Below are 13,331 nucleotides of genomic sequence, written 5' to 3'. Positions count from 1 at the left end.
GGGGGCTCCTTGCTGTCCGTGGAGCGGGGTGGTCGGGGTGGACCCGGCGGCGGGCCGCTAGCGCCGTCCCCAGCGGGAGCGCGGGGCCGTGGGCGGGCGGGTCGGCAGGCCGGCGGTGCGCAGGGCGGCGAGGGTGGTGCGGTGGCGGGCCTCGTCGGCGAGCAGTGCGGCCAGCAGCTGCGCGTACAGCTCGGAGGTGCCGGCGCCGTTCAGGGCGGTGGCCAGCCGGACCACCTCGACGGGCGGGCGCAGCACGGCCAGTTCGTTCAGCAGCAGGGTGGCGAGCGCGGGTGGCAGCCCGGCCGCGAGGTCCGCGAGGTCGGCGGTGGAGCGGCCGGCGGCCTGGCGCAGCAGGGTCCGGACGTCGGCGGCCCGGCCGTGCTGCTGGAGACAGGCGGCCAGGGAGGTCAGCTCGGCCATCGGCGCCGACCCCCACTCCCAGAGCAGCGTCGCGCTGTCGGCGGCCAGTCCGGCCCGGTCCAGCGCGGAGAGCAGGCCGGGGACGGAGGCGGCCGGGTAGCTCCAGAAGGCGTGGAACACCTCCGCCGCCTCCTCGGCCAGGCCCAGTTCGCGCAGCTCGGCGAGCACGGCGACGGAGTGGTCCGGAGCGGACCGGGAGATGCTGCGGGCGAGGTGGAGCGAGCTGCCGTTCGGGCCGTACCGGGTCAGCATGCCGACCAGCAGCGAGGCGTCGGCGGGGGCGAGGCGGGCGGCGGCCGTCTCGATCACCTCGGCGACCTCGGTGAGGGAGCCGGCCCGGTGGAGGGCGATGATCCGCTCGGTGAGGGCGCCGAGGTCGGGGCGGGCGGGTGGCGGCGGGGCCTGCTGTTGTGAGGGTTGTTGTGAGGGCTGCTGTCGTTGCTGTTGCTGTTGCTGTTGCTGTTGCGGGAAGTGGGGGTGCTGGGGTTGCGGTGGTGGCGGAGGCTGCTGCCGGTGTCTGATCCGGCTCTCCAATGCCTCCAGCTGGTCGCTGAGTTGGAGGCAGCGGGCGCCCAGCCCCTCACGGAGGGTGCGGGCCTGGGCGAGTTGGCGCAGCAGCTCCCCGTCCGGCCGCTGTCGACCGGGGGTTGCGCGGATCGCCTCGTTGAGGCGCCGTTCCCGCTGACTCGCGTAGCGGCTCGCACGGAGTAACTCGTCCAGTTCTGCGCGGAGTTCGGCGGCTTGCTGCTCGCCTTCCGGCTGCTGGCCTGCGGGTTGTGCCGTCGGCCGCATGCGCATGATCGCCCCAACCTGTCCATTCGGACCCTGACTGTGTGACATCCTCGCGTCAGTATGTGGCGTAGGAGTTAAGAGCGCACGACCAGTCGTGTCCGAGTGGTGTCAAGGAGCGCGCAGACGGCGGTCGTTGTGAGAAGTGCGCCGGTCGCGCTCCGTAGCAGGGTCGCCTCGTAGTACGAGCCGGGGGCGAGCGCCGCGACGGCGCATCCGACCGCGCCGCCGGCGAGGGCGGGCAGCAGGAGGAGCAGCGCGTCCCGGCGGGCCGCCGCCCCGATCACCAGGAGCCCGGCCAGGGCGGCGAGTTCGGGCGTTCCGAAGGACTCCGCGTAGCGGATCGCCAGGGCGGGGACGAGGAACAGCGCGAGCGCCCGGCCGATCGTCTCGGCGAGTGCGGTGGTGTGCGGGCCCGGCTGCCGGTGCGGGAGTCGGGGCCGGGGCGGGGTGGTGCGGGTGGCGACGAGCACCGTCAACGCGGCCGCGGCGGACGGGAGATGGTCGCCGAGCCGGGCGAGGTTGTAGAGCAGTGCGGTGTCGTAGAGCACCAGCATCAACTGGCCGTACGCCCACAGGTCGAGGGCGAAGCGGAACAGGCTCCGGGCGGGCTCGGGCTCGGGCTCGGGCTTGGCGTCGGGTTCGGGCTTGGCGTCGGGTTCGGGCTCGCGGCGGGCCAACCAGGCGATCAGCGGGGGCGTGAGGCAGGCGGCGAGCGTGCGCAGCACGAGGTCGTCCACCGTGTACGGGTTGCGCAGGTCCCACTCCACCGCGCAGAACGCCACCGTGTACGAGGCGGCGGCGAGCGGGATCAGGGGCGAGCGGGCCAGCCGGACGTACAGCGCGCGGTCCAGCCGCCGGACGACGGCGACGAACGCCAGCAGCACCAGCGGCAGTTCGAGGAGCGCCGGCACCCGGAGCACGGACGGAGCCAGCAGCTCCGGGGCCGGGAAGCGGGCGGCGAGGGGGTCCAGTCGGGGCACGTCGAACCACCCGGGCGGCAGGTGGCGGGCGATGAAGGAGGCGTCCCCGTGGTGCACCCGGTTCACGTAGACGGCGACGAGCACCTGGTTGAGGTAGATCAGCGCGACGACCACCGCCAGCACCGGCTCCGGCCCGGGCCGGCGCGTGCCGACGCGCCGCCCCTCCGGGGCCCTGCGTCGCAGAACTCCCGGCACCAGGAACAGGGCGGCCGCGACCGAGGCCACCACCGTTCCGTCCAGCAGTGGAGCGATCGTGCTCACGCGCCCAGCCGCGTCCGTGCCTCCATCAGCGCGAAGCCGAGCAGGTTCGACCCGCGCCACTCGGCGGGCTGCTGGGCCCGGATGTCGTCGGCGGCCAGCCCGATGCCCCAGATCCGGTCCAGCGGGCTGGCCTCGACCAGCACCCGGTCGCCCGTGCCCAGCAGGTAGTCGCGCAGCGCCTCGTCCTGCCCGAACTTCGCGACGTTGCCCGCCACCACCAGCTCGAAGCGGCCGGCCGTCCAGGTCTCGTTGTCGAAGTCCCTGACCAGTCGACCCAGCTTCTTCGCCTCGCCGGGCGTCCGGGCCTCCAGCACCCGCTGAGCGATCTCCTCGTCGCCGAACATCCGGGCCTTGCCGGCCATCATCCAGTGCTCGGCGGAGGCGTAGTCGACCCCGTCGACGGTGAACTCGCCGGGCCACCACTGGCTCAGGCACTCCTGGCGCGTCCCGCCGCCCTTGCGCTCGGTGTGCCCCCAGAACATCACCCACTTCGGCCGCACCCCGTCGGCCATCAGCGCGACCAACTCCTCGCGGCTGCGGACGGCGGCCAGGTCCCCCACGTGCATCTCGCTCATATCGTCAGTCTGACATGAAGGGTGATTCACCGCGAACCGTTTCGCGGTGAATCACTCCTCGGAGTGGAGGTCCGGATTCCGGGAACTCCGCAGGGGCGCCGGCCGGCGAGGCCGGAAGGTCCGGGTGCCGGCTGACGAGCAGCCAGTCCGGGCCTGGTGCCTCGGGAGGTCCCTTCCGTCAGGACTTGGCGGCCAGCTCCAGGAAGCGCAGTCCGACCTCCCGCACCTGCGCCGCCGTCCATGCCAGCGCCGGCTCGCCGAGGCTGACTTCGGCCATGGCGAGGCCGGGGGCGGCGTCCTGCCAGGACGAGACGAACCAGATGTCCTCCTTCTCCGCGAGCGCCAGGTGGGCGGCGTTCAGGGCCTCGGCCGGGTGCGGAAGCCAGAGCTGGAACTCGTGGGTGGGCGGGACCTCCGGGTGGAGCCGGGCGCCCGGCAGCGCGGCCAGGGCCGGTGCGAGGGTGGCCGCGTGGCGGGTGCAGTCGGCCAGGCGGGGCAGCGCCGTGTCCAGGCCGTGGAGGGCGGCGAGAGCGGCGGGCCACTGCTGGAAGAGCTGGCCGCCGTAGCGGTGGCGCCAGGTGCGGGCGTGGGCGGTGAGGGCGGCGTCGCCGGCGAGGGCGGCTCCGCTGAGTCCGCCGAGGTCCTTGTAGTACGACACGTAGACGCTGTCGGCGAGGGCGGCGATCTCGTCGAGCCGCTTGTCGAAGTGGACCGTGGTGTTCCAGAGGCGTGCGCCGTCGAAGTGCACCCGGGCGCCGGCCTCGCGGGCGGCGGCGACCAGGGCGGTCAGCTCGTCCCAGTCGGGGAGGAGGTAGCCGGGGTCGCGCAGCGGGAGTTCGACCGCCAGGGTGCCGAACGGCTCGCCCAGCGCGGCGAGTTCCTCGGGCGTCGGCTGGCGTTGCGCGGTGGTGGGCCAGAGGCCGCGCAGGCCGGTGAGCTGAGTGTAGGCGTGGCGCTCGTGCCGCTCGATGTGGCTGAGCGGGTGCAGGGCGACGGCCGTGTTGCCGGTGTGCTCGGCGTGGTGGCGGAGGGCGACCTGCTGGGCCATCGTCCCGGTGGGGAAGAAGACCGCGTCTTCCTTGCCGAGCAGTGCGGCGGTCCTTTCCTCCAACTGCCGCACCGGGCCGTCGTTGCCGTAGAAGTCGGGACAGGTGTCCAGGCCGTCCATGGCGGAGAGCTGGGCGAGGCGCTCGCGGATGCTGAGGACGCGGTCGGTGGAGAGGAAGCGCTTGCAGGTCATGCGGGCTGCGCGGCGCCGCTGGAACTCGCTCTGGTCATCGGTCATCCGGCGATTGTCGGACTCCTCCTTTGTTCGGACCAACTGCTTTTCTCGGCAAGGATGGAGAGGCGTTCCGGAGCGGGCGACGGCACCGCCCGCCCGGGTGGTGCCGTCGGTGGGGAACGGAGGGAACGCGGTCGCCTGCCGACGCGGTGCCGCAGCCGGAACACGGCCGACGGGCCCGGAACGCGGCCGACGGGCCCGGAGGGCTCAGCCCGGGGCTCAGGGCGTTCGGGGCGCAGGGTGTTCGACCGGCCGCGGAGCCGGAGCGTCCGGGTGCTCCTCGGCGGGCCAGCGGCCCTCGACGTACAGCCGGATGAGCGCGGCGTGGGAGAGGGGGCTGGAGGGGTCGGCGACATCGCCGTTGGTGGTGTAGTCGAGGAGCACGACCTCGTCCATCCCCCGGAGCCGCTCGACCAGGTCGGCGGTGCGGTGTTCCAGGACCCACCGGTAGGCGGGCAGGTAGATGCGGCGGCGGGCCGTCTCGTACGACAGGAGCCGGTCGCCGTGCGGGCCGGTTCGGTGGCCCTCGACGGGGCCGAACCGGCGCACCGTCCGCTTGAGGCCCTTCATCGAGGTGATGCGCAGCTTCGCGGGGTCGACGTCGGCGTCCCGGAAGACCTTGAGGGCCTGCCAGATCCCCTCCACCGACTCGCTGGTCAGGCCGTCGCCGTACGGGACGGGGATGCCGCCGTGCGGGAAGAACGGGCTCAGCCGGACCCACGGGTCCGGTGCCTTGGAGGTGACGTCGACGATCTCCGCACCGGGGAACGCGGCGTTCAGTGCGGCTGTCGTGCGGCGGCGGCCGGCGATGTGGATCGGCATCCGTGGGTTGCCCTTCTCGGTGGCGCGGACCACCGAGTGTGCCCGGTGCCACTGACATCGGTGCCGAAACCGGAACCGAGAGCGACACCGACACCGGCGCCGACGGCAGGGCCGGGAACCGGGGCCGGGCCGGTCGATGTCCACACCGGTGGATCGTGACACGGGTTCCCGGGGCGGGAGGGGAGAAGCATGGCGTCGGTTCCGGCGAGTGCCCGGGGGTTCGTCGGGGTGGCGATCGCGGTGGTCGCCTTTCCGATGCTGCTCGTCACGGCGAGGTTCGGCCTCCGCCTCTCGATCGCGGCCGTGGCCGTGACGGTCTGCGTCCTCCTGTGCGCCGTGCCGCTCGGCTGCGCCCGTCCGGACGGCTTCCGGACCGCCACCGTCGTCGCCGGGTGCGCGGTCGGGTTCGCGACGGTGGTCGCGGGAGTCTTCCTGCTTCTGGGTGGAGTCGGGTTCGGTCGCCCGGACTGCCTGTTGCTCGGGATCGTGCTGCCGATCGCGGGGATCGCCCCGCTGGTCGCCGCCTTCCAACGGGTCCGGGGCGCCGAGTACGGCCGCCGACCGGCCGTGCTCGGCGGGTCTGCGGCCGTCCTCTCGGCCGTCGGCTGGCTCCTGATGGTCTTCGTCTAGGGAACGGCCTCTGCGGTCCGACCGGGCCGGTAGTAGGCCGAGATCGGGGCCCCGGCTTCGGCGGGCAGGGCCGGGCCGTCCGTCGTCACCGGCGGCCAGGCGCCCGAGTCGGGGTTGAGGGCGACGAGTTGCTCCGTGGAGAGCGCGTGGACGACCCGGCCGATGCCGGAGCGGAGGATGGCCCCTTCGCACATGCCGCAGGGCTGGCAGCTGGTGTACATCGTGGTGCGCGCGGCGGTGTCCGGGTCGAGTTCGCGGGCGGCCCAGCGGGCGAGCTTCAGTTCCGGGTGGGCCGTGATGTCGTCGTCGCGCCGCACGGTGTTGTGGGCCTCGGCGAGGATCTCGCCGTTCGGGCCGGCCAGCAGGGAGCCGTACGGGGCGTCGCCCCGGGCGACCGCCCGTACGGCGATGGCGATGGCGCGGCGCAGGAGGGTTTCGTCGGCTTCGGTGATCACGCGGTCCTCCAGTGGGTGGCGACGGTGGCGAGGGCCTGCCAGGCCCGTTCCGGTCGACGGGTCTCCTCCGGGTCCCCGTGGTAGGGGTCCAAGACCACGGTCTCGGCGCCGAGTTCGCGCAGTCGGCGGAGGTCGTCGAGGATCTGTTCGACGGTGCCGACGCCGGCGGGCCGCTCGGGGTCGTCGACCGGCGTGGTGGTCGGCCGCAGGGCGATGCGGGGTGCGAAGCCCGGCATCGGGTGCTCGGCCAGGACGGACCGCATCCGGTCGACGGGGAGCCGTAGCGGGTGCCAGGCGTCGCCGAACCGGACCGCCCGGCGTAGCGCCGCCTCGCTGTGGCCGCCGACCCAGACCGGCACCTTCCGGTGTCCGGACGTGTTTGCCCAGGTGTCCCGCAGGGTCTCCAGGTGCTCGTCGGTCAGTCTGCCGCGCGCGTCGAACGGGACGCCGAGGGCGTCGAACTCCCGGCGCGCCCAGCCGACTCCGACGCCCAGGACGAACCGGCCGCCGCTGAGCCGGTCGAGGGTGGTCGCCATCCGTGCCACCAGCAGCGGGTTCCGGTACGGCAGGACGAGCACGGTCGTGCCCAGCCGCAGGCAGGGGGCGACCGCGGCGAGCCAGGACAGCGTGGTGAACGGCTCGTGGAACGGCTCCGGGTACCGCTCGGCCACGTCCGCGGTCACCGCCACGTGGTCCGACACCATGAGGAGGTCGAAGCCGAGACCCTCCGCGGTCCGGGCCCACTCGCGCAGCACGCCGGGGTCCGTCCCGGGGCCGAAGTTCGGTACGTTGACGCCAAGTTGCATGCCCCGAGGCTATCCCCGCGATCATGGCGGACGGAACGGACTCTTCCCGGTTCCGACCGTCGTCGGCCGCGGTTCTCCCGGTAGATTTCCGGAATGGCCGTGAATCTTGACGACACCGACTGGGCGATCATCGAGCAGCTGCAGCGGGAGGCCCGCATCTCCCTCAGCGAGCTGGGGCGTCGGGTGTCCCTCAGCCCGTCGGCGACCACGGAACGGGTGCGGAACCTGGAGTCGCTGGGCGTCATCACCGGCTACCACGCGACGGTGGACCTGTCGAAGGTCGGCTATCCGGTGCTCGCCGTCGTCCGGCTGAAGTACCCCGGCAACCGGCACGAGCCGCTGCGGCGACTGCTCGCCGAACGGCGGGAGATCCTGGAGTGCCTGCGCACCACCGGAGACGACTGCTACACGCTGAAGGTGGCCGCGACCTCCATGGAACACCTGGAGACCCTGGTGGACGAGCTGGCCGGCTTCGGCAGCACCACCACGAACGTCGTCTACAGCCGGACGCTGCCGCTGCGCGGGCCCGGTAGGCCCTGACATCGGGGCGGGCGGTGCTCCCTCGATCGGGGGAGGCCGGCCGCACGCCGCGCGAGCAGACTGGCGATCGTGCCCCGGTGGTCTTCGACTCCCCACGGGGGAGGAGTTCGGCTATAGCAGCACCAACTACGTGCTGGCGGGCCTGATCGTCCGGCGCATCGGGTTGCGGCACACCTACTTCCCGGCCGTGGGCGACCGCACCATCCGGGAGCCCCGCCCCGAGGGCTACCGCAGGGAATCCGCCGACGGGCCGCTGACCGACTTCACGGTGCCGACGAGTGCGAGCAGGAACACCGTGACGAGACCCATGACGTCACTCTTCCCCCGGTTCGAGTGCGTCCGACTTCTGTCTCACGGGAATCGGGCGGACGCACCCGAAGCATCGGAACGAGTCGAACCGTCCTTCAGTGGGCCGACGACGTCGCGGACGAGCGGTCCCGGGCAGGGGAGCCGCCCGCGCTCCGCGTCGTGGGGATGGGTTGGCGCACCGGGCATGACTTTCGACAGATCCGCCGCGACGGCGGCGCTCATAGGGTCGTGGGCATGCGGATGAGTGGGGTGGCGCTGCCCGTGGTGGCGTCGGTGTGTATCGGGCTCGGTGTCACCAGCCTCTGGTGGGCGCTGCCCGCGATCGGGTTCTCCTTCCTGGCCGGGCTGCGGATGGAGCGGGTACGGCCGGCGGCGGTGGTGTTCGCCGTCCTGGTGGCGGCCGGGGTGCTGATGGTCGGGTCGATGCCCTCCTGGATCGTTCTGGGCCTGCGGTTCGTCGCGCTCGCCGTGAGCGCCGGGATGGGGCCGTGGTTGCTGGGCAGGTTCTGGCGGCAGTCGCAGGAGCTGGTGCGCGCCGGCTGGGAGCGGGCCGAGCGGCTGGAGCGCGAGCAGCAACTCGTCGCCGAGCAGGCCCGCCTGCGTGAACGTGCCCGCATCGCCCAGGACATGCACGACGCCCTCGGGCACGACCTCAGTCTGATCGCTCTGCGCGCCGGGGCCCTCAAGCTCGCTCCCGGCCTGGCCCGGCCCCACCGGGAGGCCGTCCAGGAGATCCGGGCGGGCGCGGCCGCCGCCGTCGACCGGCTCGGCGAGGTGATCGGCATCCTGCGCGCCGGGGACGAGAACGGCGAGGGCACCTCCGTGGCCCACGGGCCCGCGGACTCGGACATCCCGCAGCTCGTTGCCGAGGCGGCCGCCGCCGGCCTGGACGTCCGCTCGGAGATCATCGGGGAGCCGGACGGGCTCCCGCGCGCCACCGAGCACGCCGCTTTCCGGGTGGTGCAGGAGGCGCTGACCAACGCCGCCAAGCACGCACCGCGGGCGGCCGTCACCGTGGAGGTGGCCTACGCGGCGGACGGCGCCCGCCTCCGGGTGGTCAACGGGCCCGTGCCCGTGTCCGCCGGCGCCCGTGCCGGCGCGGCGTCGTCGGCCCCCGGGTCAACCCCTCGCAGCGCAACGCCCACCGCGACGTTCGTCGAGACGTTCGCCGGTACCTCCACCTCCGCCGCAGCGCAGACCGCGGTGCCCGCCGTGCCGTCCACCGGCGGCCGCGGCCTGGTCGGCCTGACCGAGCGCATCCGGCTCGCGGGCGGCACCTTCGCCCACCGGGCCCGCCCGGACGGCGGGTTCGAGGTCGTGGCCGACCTGCCGCGCCGTGCCGCGGGGCCCGTCCCGCCGGTGCCCGCGGCCCCGCCGTCGCCGGTGCGCGAGCTGCGGCAGGCTCGGCGCAGGGTGGGGCGAACACTGGCCGCCGTGGTGCTCGTCCCGCTGGTGACGGCCGTGCTGCTGACCGTGGCCCTGCGAGTATGGACGCTCTACGTGGTCAGCCTGTCGGTGCTGGACCCGGAGGTCTACGCCTCCCTCCAGGTGGGGCAGGAGCAGGCCTCGGTCGAGCGCCTGCTGCCGGGCCACCGGCTGCCGTACCGCCCGCCGGCCGGGTCGTCGACACCGGCGCCGCCGTCGGGGGAGGGGGTCTCGTGCACCTACTACGCCATCACCGCCCAACTGTTCGTGGACCGGGCCGGCGACGCCTACCGGCTCTGCTTCCGGGACTCCCGGCTCGTCTCCCGCGACGTGCTCGTCTCCTGACCTCCCGTCGCACCTCCCTTTCCGCACCACCTCCGTCCCGAGCGACCGACAGGAGCTGCCGATGACCACCGCACCGATCCGGGTGCTGCTCGCCGACGACGAGCCCATGATCCGTGCCGGACTGCGCGCCGTGCTCGCCACCGACCCGGGCATCGAGATCGTCGCCGAGACCGGGGACGGCCGGGAGGCCGTCGAACTCGTCCGGCGCCACCGGCCGGACGTCGCCGTGCTGGACATCCGGATGCCCGGGACGGACGGCATCACGGCCGCCGCCGAGATCCGCCGCAACGGTCTGGCGACCGGAGTGCTCATGCTGACCACCTTCGGTGAGGACGACTACATCCTGCGCGCGCTCAGCGGCGGCGCGAACGGCTTCCTGATCAAGTCCGGAGAGCCCGAGGAACTGCTCGCCGGGGTGCACGCGGTGGCGGGCGGTGCGGCCTACCTCTCACCCAAGGTGGCCGCCCGGGTGGTCGCCCACCTGGCCGCCACCGGAGCCGGCGGCCCCGCCGACCGGCGCGCCGGTGCCCGGGAACGGGTGGCCGCCCTGACCGCCCGGGAACGGGACGTACTGACGCTGATCGCCGCCGGGCTGTCCAACGGTCAGATCGCCCGCCGACTGGGGGTGGTGGAGGGCACCGTGAAGGCCCATGTGAGCTCCATCCTGGCGCGGCTGGGCGTGGCCAACCGGGCGGCCGCCGCCGTCCTCGCGCACGAGGCCGGGCTGACCCTCGGCGCCACCTGCGCGGGTGGCCCGCGGGACTGAGACCGTCACGCCCGAGCCAGAGTTCACGCCCGAGCCCGAGTTCGCGCCCGAGCCCGAGTTCGCGCCCGGGGCCGACGGTATCGCCGGCGCCGACAGCAGCCGCCCGAGGACGGGCACCCCGGTCAGCGCCGTCACCACGGTGGTGGCCGCAGGCCGCAGGGTGAGGACGACCGCCGCCGTGACCGTGCCGCCGAGCGCGGCACCGGCGAGCACGTCGTGCGGATAGTGCACTCCGGCCGCCACCCGCAGCGCGGCCGTGGCACCGCCGACGGGTATGGCCGACAGCGCCCAGCGCGGGCGCAGCAGCACCAGCCCCGTCGCCAGCGCGACCGCCAGGGTGGCGTGGTTGCTGGGGAACGACCAGTCACCCGGCGGCGGGCACTCGGCCGCCGCCGGGCCCGGGCCGTCCACCAGCAGAACGCCAGCAGCAGCCCCAGCACCAGCAACCCCACCTCGGTGGCCGGCTCCAGCAGCGAGGCCACCGCACGCGGGGCATCGGCGACGGCCTCCGCCACCCGCCGGTAGCCGGCCGCCGACCACCCGGCCGACACCCGCACCGGCCCCGCCCCACCACCCCGCTCCGGCGCCAGCCACGCCACCACCCCGGCCCCCGCGCAGAGCAGGGCCGCGGCCGGGACGGGCCTGCCCGCCCCCGCGGTCCGGATCCTTCGGCCGGCCGTGGACTTCCTGGATTTTCTGTCCGTGTACGTCATGGTCCGGACGGTAGAAGCCGAGGAGCCCTTTCCACCCGACCCGAAAGTCAGGCAACGACCATGACGATGGTCAGGGTTGACACCACTGGTCGAGCCGCGCGGAGGGGCCGGGCGGGCGAACGGCCGGTGTCGAGACGAGCAGCGCGACCCGGCCGGGGCCCTCGTGTCCGCCTACCGGGAGCCGGCCGGCTGCCCGGGCATCACCACCGGCAGGTCCCGCTCCTCCGCCGCGTCGGCCAGGCGCTTGTCGTACGTGACGAAGGCGGTGAGCGCGTGCTCCAGGTGCTCGGCGCTGGCGAGGTGAATCGCGTCGAGTGTGCGCAGGTGCCGGGTGGGGAACCGGCAGGCAGCCCTGAGTACGGGATCGGAAAGCCGGACGCGGAGCAGCCGGTCGAGCAGGTCGGCCGACGTGTCCAACAACTCCTGCGGTGCACCGATCCGGATCAGTGCGCGTGGCACCTCGACCTGGGCCAGCGCGCTGGTCGCATGGCCCTCGGAACCGTGGGAGGAGAGGAACGTGCGCAGAGCGGTGGATTCGTTCTCGGGAACCAGGAGCTTGAGGATCGCGCAGGAGTCGAGGTAGATCAACGGTCCTCCTCCTCCCGCATGGCGAGCAGGGCCTCGGAGGCCGATCCGAGCCCGATGCCGGCCTCGGGCAGCGTCCAATCGGCCAGGCCGCGTGCGGTGGCGGCGTTCTCCGGGTCGATGGTGCCGTCGCGAACGAGGTCCTCCAATACCCGTTGCTCGGGGTCGGGAGGTGCGAGGACGGCGATCAGCCGTCCGTTGCGGGTGATCTCGACGCGCTCGCCGGCCGCGACCCGGTCGATCAACTCGCTGGCGTGCTGCTGGAGCTGGCGGATGGGGACTCTGGCTGTCATGCGACTCACGGTACGGCGGACCGTGCGGCGGCCACGAGGAACGTGCGTCGATTTCACACGGAAGAGTGCTCACCCCGCGTCGGGAAGGCGTGGCGCCGTCCGCCGAGGGTGACGGTCAGTGCGGCGGCCAGCAGGACGAGGGCGGACCAGGGCAGGGCCGTCGGCCCGGCGTGGTCGAGGAGGAGGCCGCCGGCCAGGCCGCCGACTGCGATGCCGAGGTTCCAGCAGGTGACGAGCAGCGACTGGGCGATGTCCCCGGCCGGCCCGGCCGCGTCGGCGACGGCGGTCTGGAGGAGGGTGGCGGCGCCGCCGAAGCCGAGGCCCCAGAGCGCGGCGGCCGCGTAGACGGGTCGGCCGTCCGCGCCGAGCAGGGCGGCGGCGAGGAGTAGTGCGGCGACGGCGAGGAGGACGGAGGCGGCGATGGTCAGCGGCCGCAGGTGCCGGTCGATCAGGGCGCCGGTGCCGAGGATGCTCGCCAGCGAGGACAGCCCGATGACGAGCAGGACGGTGTCCGTCCGGCCGTCGAGCCCCAGTGGTGCGAGCAGCGCGGCGACGTACGTGTAGAGGACGTTGTGGGCGAGCACGAAGGTCGCCGTGACGGCCAGCACGGCGGCGACGCCCGGCGTCCGCAGCACCCGCCGGACCGGAGTCCGGGCCCGGTCGGCCCGGTCGGCCCGGCCGGGCGGTTCCGGCAGCACGAACAGCATCCAGCCGGTCAGCGCCAGGGCGATCGCGCTCATCAGCCCGAAGGTGGCCCGCCAGCCCACCAGGCTCGCCAGCAGGGTGCCGGCGGGCACGCCCACCGACAGGGCGACCGTCGAGCCGGTCATGGCGACGGCCATCGCCCGCCCGCGCTGCTCCGGGGCGACGATGCCCCGGGCGTACCCGGCCAGCAGCGCCCAGAGCAGCCCGGCGACCAGGCCGGCCGCGAACCGGGCGGCCATGGTGAGCGGATAGCTCGGCGAGACGGCGGTGACGGCGTTGGCCGCGGCGAAGCCTCCGACGGCGACCAGCAGCAGGGGCTTGCGTGGCAGGCGGCCGGTGACGGCGGTCAGCGGGACGGCGGCCGCGATGGAGCCGACCGCGTAGAGCGTGACGGACTGCCCGGCGGCGGACTGGCCGACGCCGAGGTCGGCACTCATCGCGGGCAGCACCCCGGCGGGCAGGGCCTCGGTCATGATCGTGACGAATCCGCCGGCGCTCATGGCCAGCAGCGCGGGCCAGGGCAGCCTCGGTGCCGCGGCCACCGGCCGCGCGGGGGCGTGGAGTTCAGGAGTGGGCATGGGCCCGATCGTTTATCGTTGACATCCGTGTCAAGGTCCAGCCGGGAGG

At 73.9% G+C, this 13,331-nt stretch carries 14 protein-coding genes and 2 pseudogenes; 5 read left to right on the top strand and 11 right to left on the bottom strand.

Translation table 11 applies throughout. From position 1 onward, the window contains the following. Positions 1 to 57: 57 nt before the first annotated feature. The 5 genes from ACZ5OX_RS04740 to ACZ5OX_RS04720 all read right to left on the bottom strand — a co-directional run bounded on the left by ACZ5OX_RS04740 (position 58) and on the right by ACZ5OX_RS04720 (position 5,132). Entirely contained in the window at positions 58 to 1,218 is a 1,161-nt protein-coding gene (locus tag ACZ5OX_RS04740; RefSeq protein WP_465628716.1) for a hypothetical protein, read from the bottom strand. A gap of 68 nt (positions 1,219 to 1,286) precedes the next feature. Beyond that, positions 1,287 to 2,453 carry a hypothetical protein gene (locus ACZ5OX_RS04735; RefSeq protein WP_465628715.1) on the bottom strand — a complete coding sequence of 389 codons (1,167 nt, stop codon included), beginning with the start codon at positions 2,451 to 2,453 and terminating at the stop codon, positions 1,287 to 1,289. Continuing rightward, the gene (locus ACZ5OX_RS04730; protein WP_465628714.1) at positions 2,450 to 3,028 is read right to left on the bottom strand and encodes an NADAR family protein; all 579 of its coding nucleotides are present in this window, start codon (positions 3,026 to 3,028) and stop codon (positions 2,450 to 2,452) included. Before ACZ5OX_RS04730 ends, ACZ5OX_RS04735 begins: the two co-directional genes overlap by 4 nt. Positions 3,029 to 3,206: 178 nt before the next feature. Beyond that, a complete protein-coding gene (locus tag ACZ5OX_RS04725; protein WP_465628713.1) occupies positions 3,207 to 4,313 on the bottom strand; it encodes a threonine aldolase family protein in 1,107 nt (368 codons plus the stop codon). Positions 4,314 to 4,529: 216 nt separating this feature from the next. Beyond that, positions 4,530 to 5,132, bottom strand: coding sequence for a DUF6939 family protein (locus tag ACZ5OX_RS04720; protein WP_449807378.1), 603 nt, complete (start codon positions 5,130 to 5,132; stop codon positions 4,530 to 4,532). Positions 5,133 to 5,321: 189 nt separating this feature from the next. Between ACZ5OX_RS04720 and ACZ5OX_RS04715 the strand changes: the two genes are divergently transcribed. Beyond that, entirely contained in the window at positions 5,322 to 5,762 is a 441-nt protein-coding gene (locus tag ACZ5OX_RS04715; protein WP_465628712.1) for a hypothetical protein, read from the top strand. Here the strand turns inward: ACZ5OX_RS04715 and ACZ5OX_RS04710 are convergent. Beyond that, positions 5,759 to 6,217 carry a nucleoside deaminase gene (locus ACZ5OX_RS04710; protein ID WP_465628711.1) on the bottom strand — a complete coding sequence of 153 codons (459 nt, stop codon included), beginning with the start codon at positions 6,215 to 6,217 and terminating at the stop codon, positions 5,759 to 5,761. The two genes, ACZ5OX_RS04715 and ACZ5OX_RS04710, sit on opposite strands and share 4 nt — an antisense overlap. Next, positions 6,214 to 7,023 (bottom strand): LLM class flavin-dependent oxidoreductase, encoded by an 810-nt coding sequence (locus ACZ5OX_RS04705; protein WP_465628710.1) that lies wholly within the window; start codon positions 7,021 to 7,023, stop codon positions 6,214 to 6,216. Before ACZ5OX_RS04705 ends, ACZ5OX_RS04710 begins: the two co-directional genes overlap by 4 nt. Before the next feature lie 93 nt (positions 7,024 to 7,116). Here ACZ5OX_RS04705 and ACZ5OX_RS04700 point away from each other — a divergent pair, with 93 nt between their 5' ends. From ACZ5OX_RS04700 to ACZ5OX_RS04685, 4 genes and pseudogenes are all read left to right on the top strand, one after another. Further along, on the top strand, positions 7,117 to 7,563 hold the full coding sequence (locus ACZ5OX_RS04700) for an Lrp/AsnC family transcriptional regulator (protein WP_449789113.1): 447 nt from the start codon (positions 7,117 to 7,119) through the stop codon (positions 7,561 to 7,563). Positions 7,564 to 7,660: 97 nt separating this feature from the next. Then, positions 7,661 to 7,831, top strand: a pseudogene (locus ACZ5OX_RS04695) (serine hydrolase); the annotation flags it as partial. Positions 7,832 to 8,106: 275 nt separating this feature from the next. Next, positions 8,107 to 9,642, top strand: coding sequence for a sensor histidine kinase (locus ACZ5OX_RS04690; RefSeq protein WP_465628709.1), 1,536 nt, complete (start codon positions 8,107 to 8,109; stop codon positions 9,640 to 9,642). Positions 9,643 to 9,703: 61 nt separating this feature from the next. Then, positions 9,704 to 10,408: a response regulator gene (locus ACZ5OX_RS04685; protein ID WP_465628708.1), complete on the top strand. Its 705-nt coding sequence runs from the start codon at positions 9,704 to 9,706 to the stop codon at positions 10,406 to 10,408. Positions 10,409 to 10,531: 123 nt separating this feature from the next. Here ACZ5OX_RS04685 and ACZ5OX_RS04680 read toward each other — a convergent pair. The 4 genes and pseudogenes from ACZ5OX_RS04680 to ACZ5OX_RS04665 form a co-directional block, all read right to left on the bottom strand. Next, positions 10,532 to 11,121, bottom strand: a pseudogene (locus ACZ5OX_RS04680) (phosphatase PAP2 family protein); the annotation flags it as partial. Positions 11,122 to 11,292: 171 nt separating this feature from the next. Beyond that, positions 11,293 to 11,709, bottom strand: coding sequence for a type II toxin-antitoxin system VapC family toxin (locus tag ACZ5OX_RS04675; RefSeq protein WP_465628707.1), 417 nt, complete (start codon positions 11,707 to 11,709; stop codon positions 11,293 to 11,295). Further along, positions 11,706 to 11,999: a type II toxin-antitoxin system Phd/YefM family antitoxin gene (locus tag ACZ5OX_RS04670; protein ID WP_465628706.1), complete on the bottom strand. Its 294-nt coding sequence runs from the start codon at positions 11,997 to 11,999 to the stop codon at positions 11,706 to 11,708. Before ACZ5OX_RS04670 ends, ACZ5OX_RS04675 begins: the two co-directional genes overlap by 4 nt. Before the next feature lie 53 nt (positions 12,000 to 12,052). Continuing rightward, a complete protein-coding gene (locus ACZ5OX_RS04665) occupies positions 12,053 to 13,282 on the bottom strand; it encodes an MFS transporter (protein ID WP_465628705.1) in 1,230 nt (409 codons plus the stop codon). Between the last annotated feature and the right edge of the window lie 49 nt (positions 13,283 to 13,331).

Source organism: Kitasatospora sp. NPDC032121, assembly GCF_055580145.1.
The sequence above is the reverse complement of the archived record's forward strand: the minus strand, read 5'-3'. Positions and strand labels throughout refer to the sequence as shown.

Bases quoted from the DNA above. Each gene is read 5' to 3' on its own strand.
- ACZ5OX_RS04740 (WP_465628716.1), bottom strand. From the start codon at position 1,218: ATGCGCATGCGGCCGACGGCACAACCCGCAGGCCAGCAGCCGGAAGGC.
- ACZ5OX_RS04730 (WP_465628714.1), bottom strand. From the start codon at position 3,028: ATGAGCGAGATGCACGTGGGGGACCTGGCCGCCGTCCGCAGCCGCGAG.
- ACZ5OX_RS04725 (WP_465628713.1), bottom strand. From the start codon at position 4,313: ATGACCGATGACCAGAGCGAGTTCCAGCGGCGCCGCGCAGCCCGCATG.
- ACZ5OX_RS04720 (WP_449807378.1), bottom strand. From the start codon at position 5,132: ATGCCGATCCACATCGCCGGCCGCCGCCGCACGACAGCCGCACTGAAC.
- ACZ5OX_RS04715 (WP_465628712.1), top strand. From the start codon at position 5,322: ATGGCGTCGGTTCCGGCGAGTGCCCGGGGGTTCGTCGGGGTGGCGATC.
- ACZ5OX_RS04705 (WP_465628710.1), bottom strand. From the start codon at position 7,023: ATGCAACTTGGCGTCAACGTACCGAACTTCGGCCCCGGGACGGACCCC.
- ACZ5OX_RS04700 (WP_449789113.1), top strand. From the start codon at position 7,117: ATGGCCGTGAATCTTGACGACACCGACTGGGCGATCATCGAGCAGCTG.
- ACZ5OX_RS04690 (WP_465628709.1), top strand. From the start codon at position 8,107: ATGCGGATGAGTGGGGTGGCGCTGCCCGTGGTGGCGTCGGTGTGTATC.
- ACZ5OX_RS04685 (WP_465628708.1), top strand. From the start codon at position 9,704: ATGACCACCGCACCGATCCGGGTGCTGCTCGCCGACGACGAGCCCATG.
- ACZ5OX_RS04670 (WP_465628706.1), bottom strand. From the start codon at position 11,999: ATGACAGCCAGAGTCCCCATCCGCCAGCTCCAGCAGCACGCCAGCGAG.
- ACZ5OX_RS04665 (WP_465628705.1), bottom strand. From the start codon at position 13,282: ATGCCCACTCCTGAACTCCACGCCCCCGCGCGGCCGGTGGCCGCGGCA.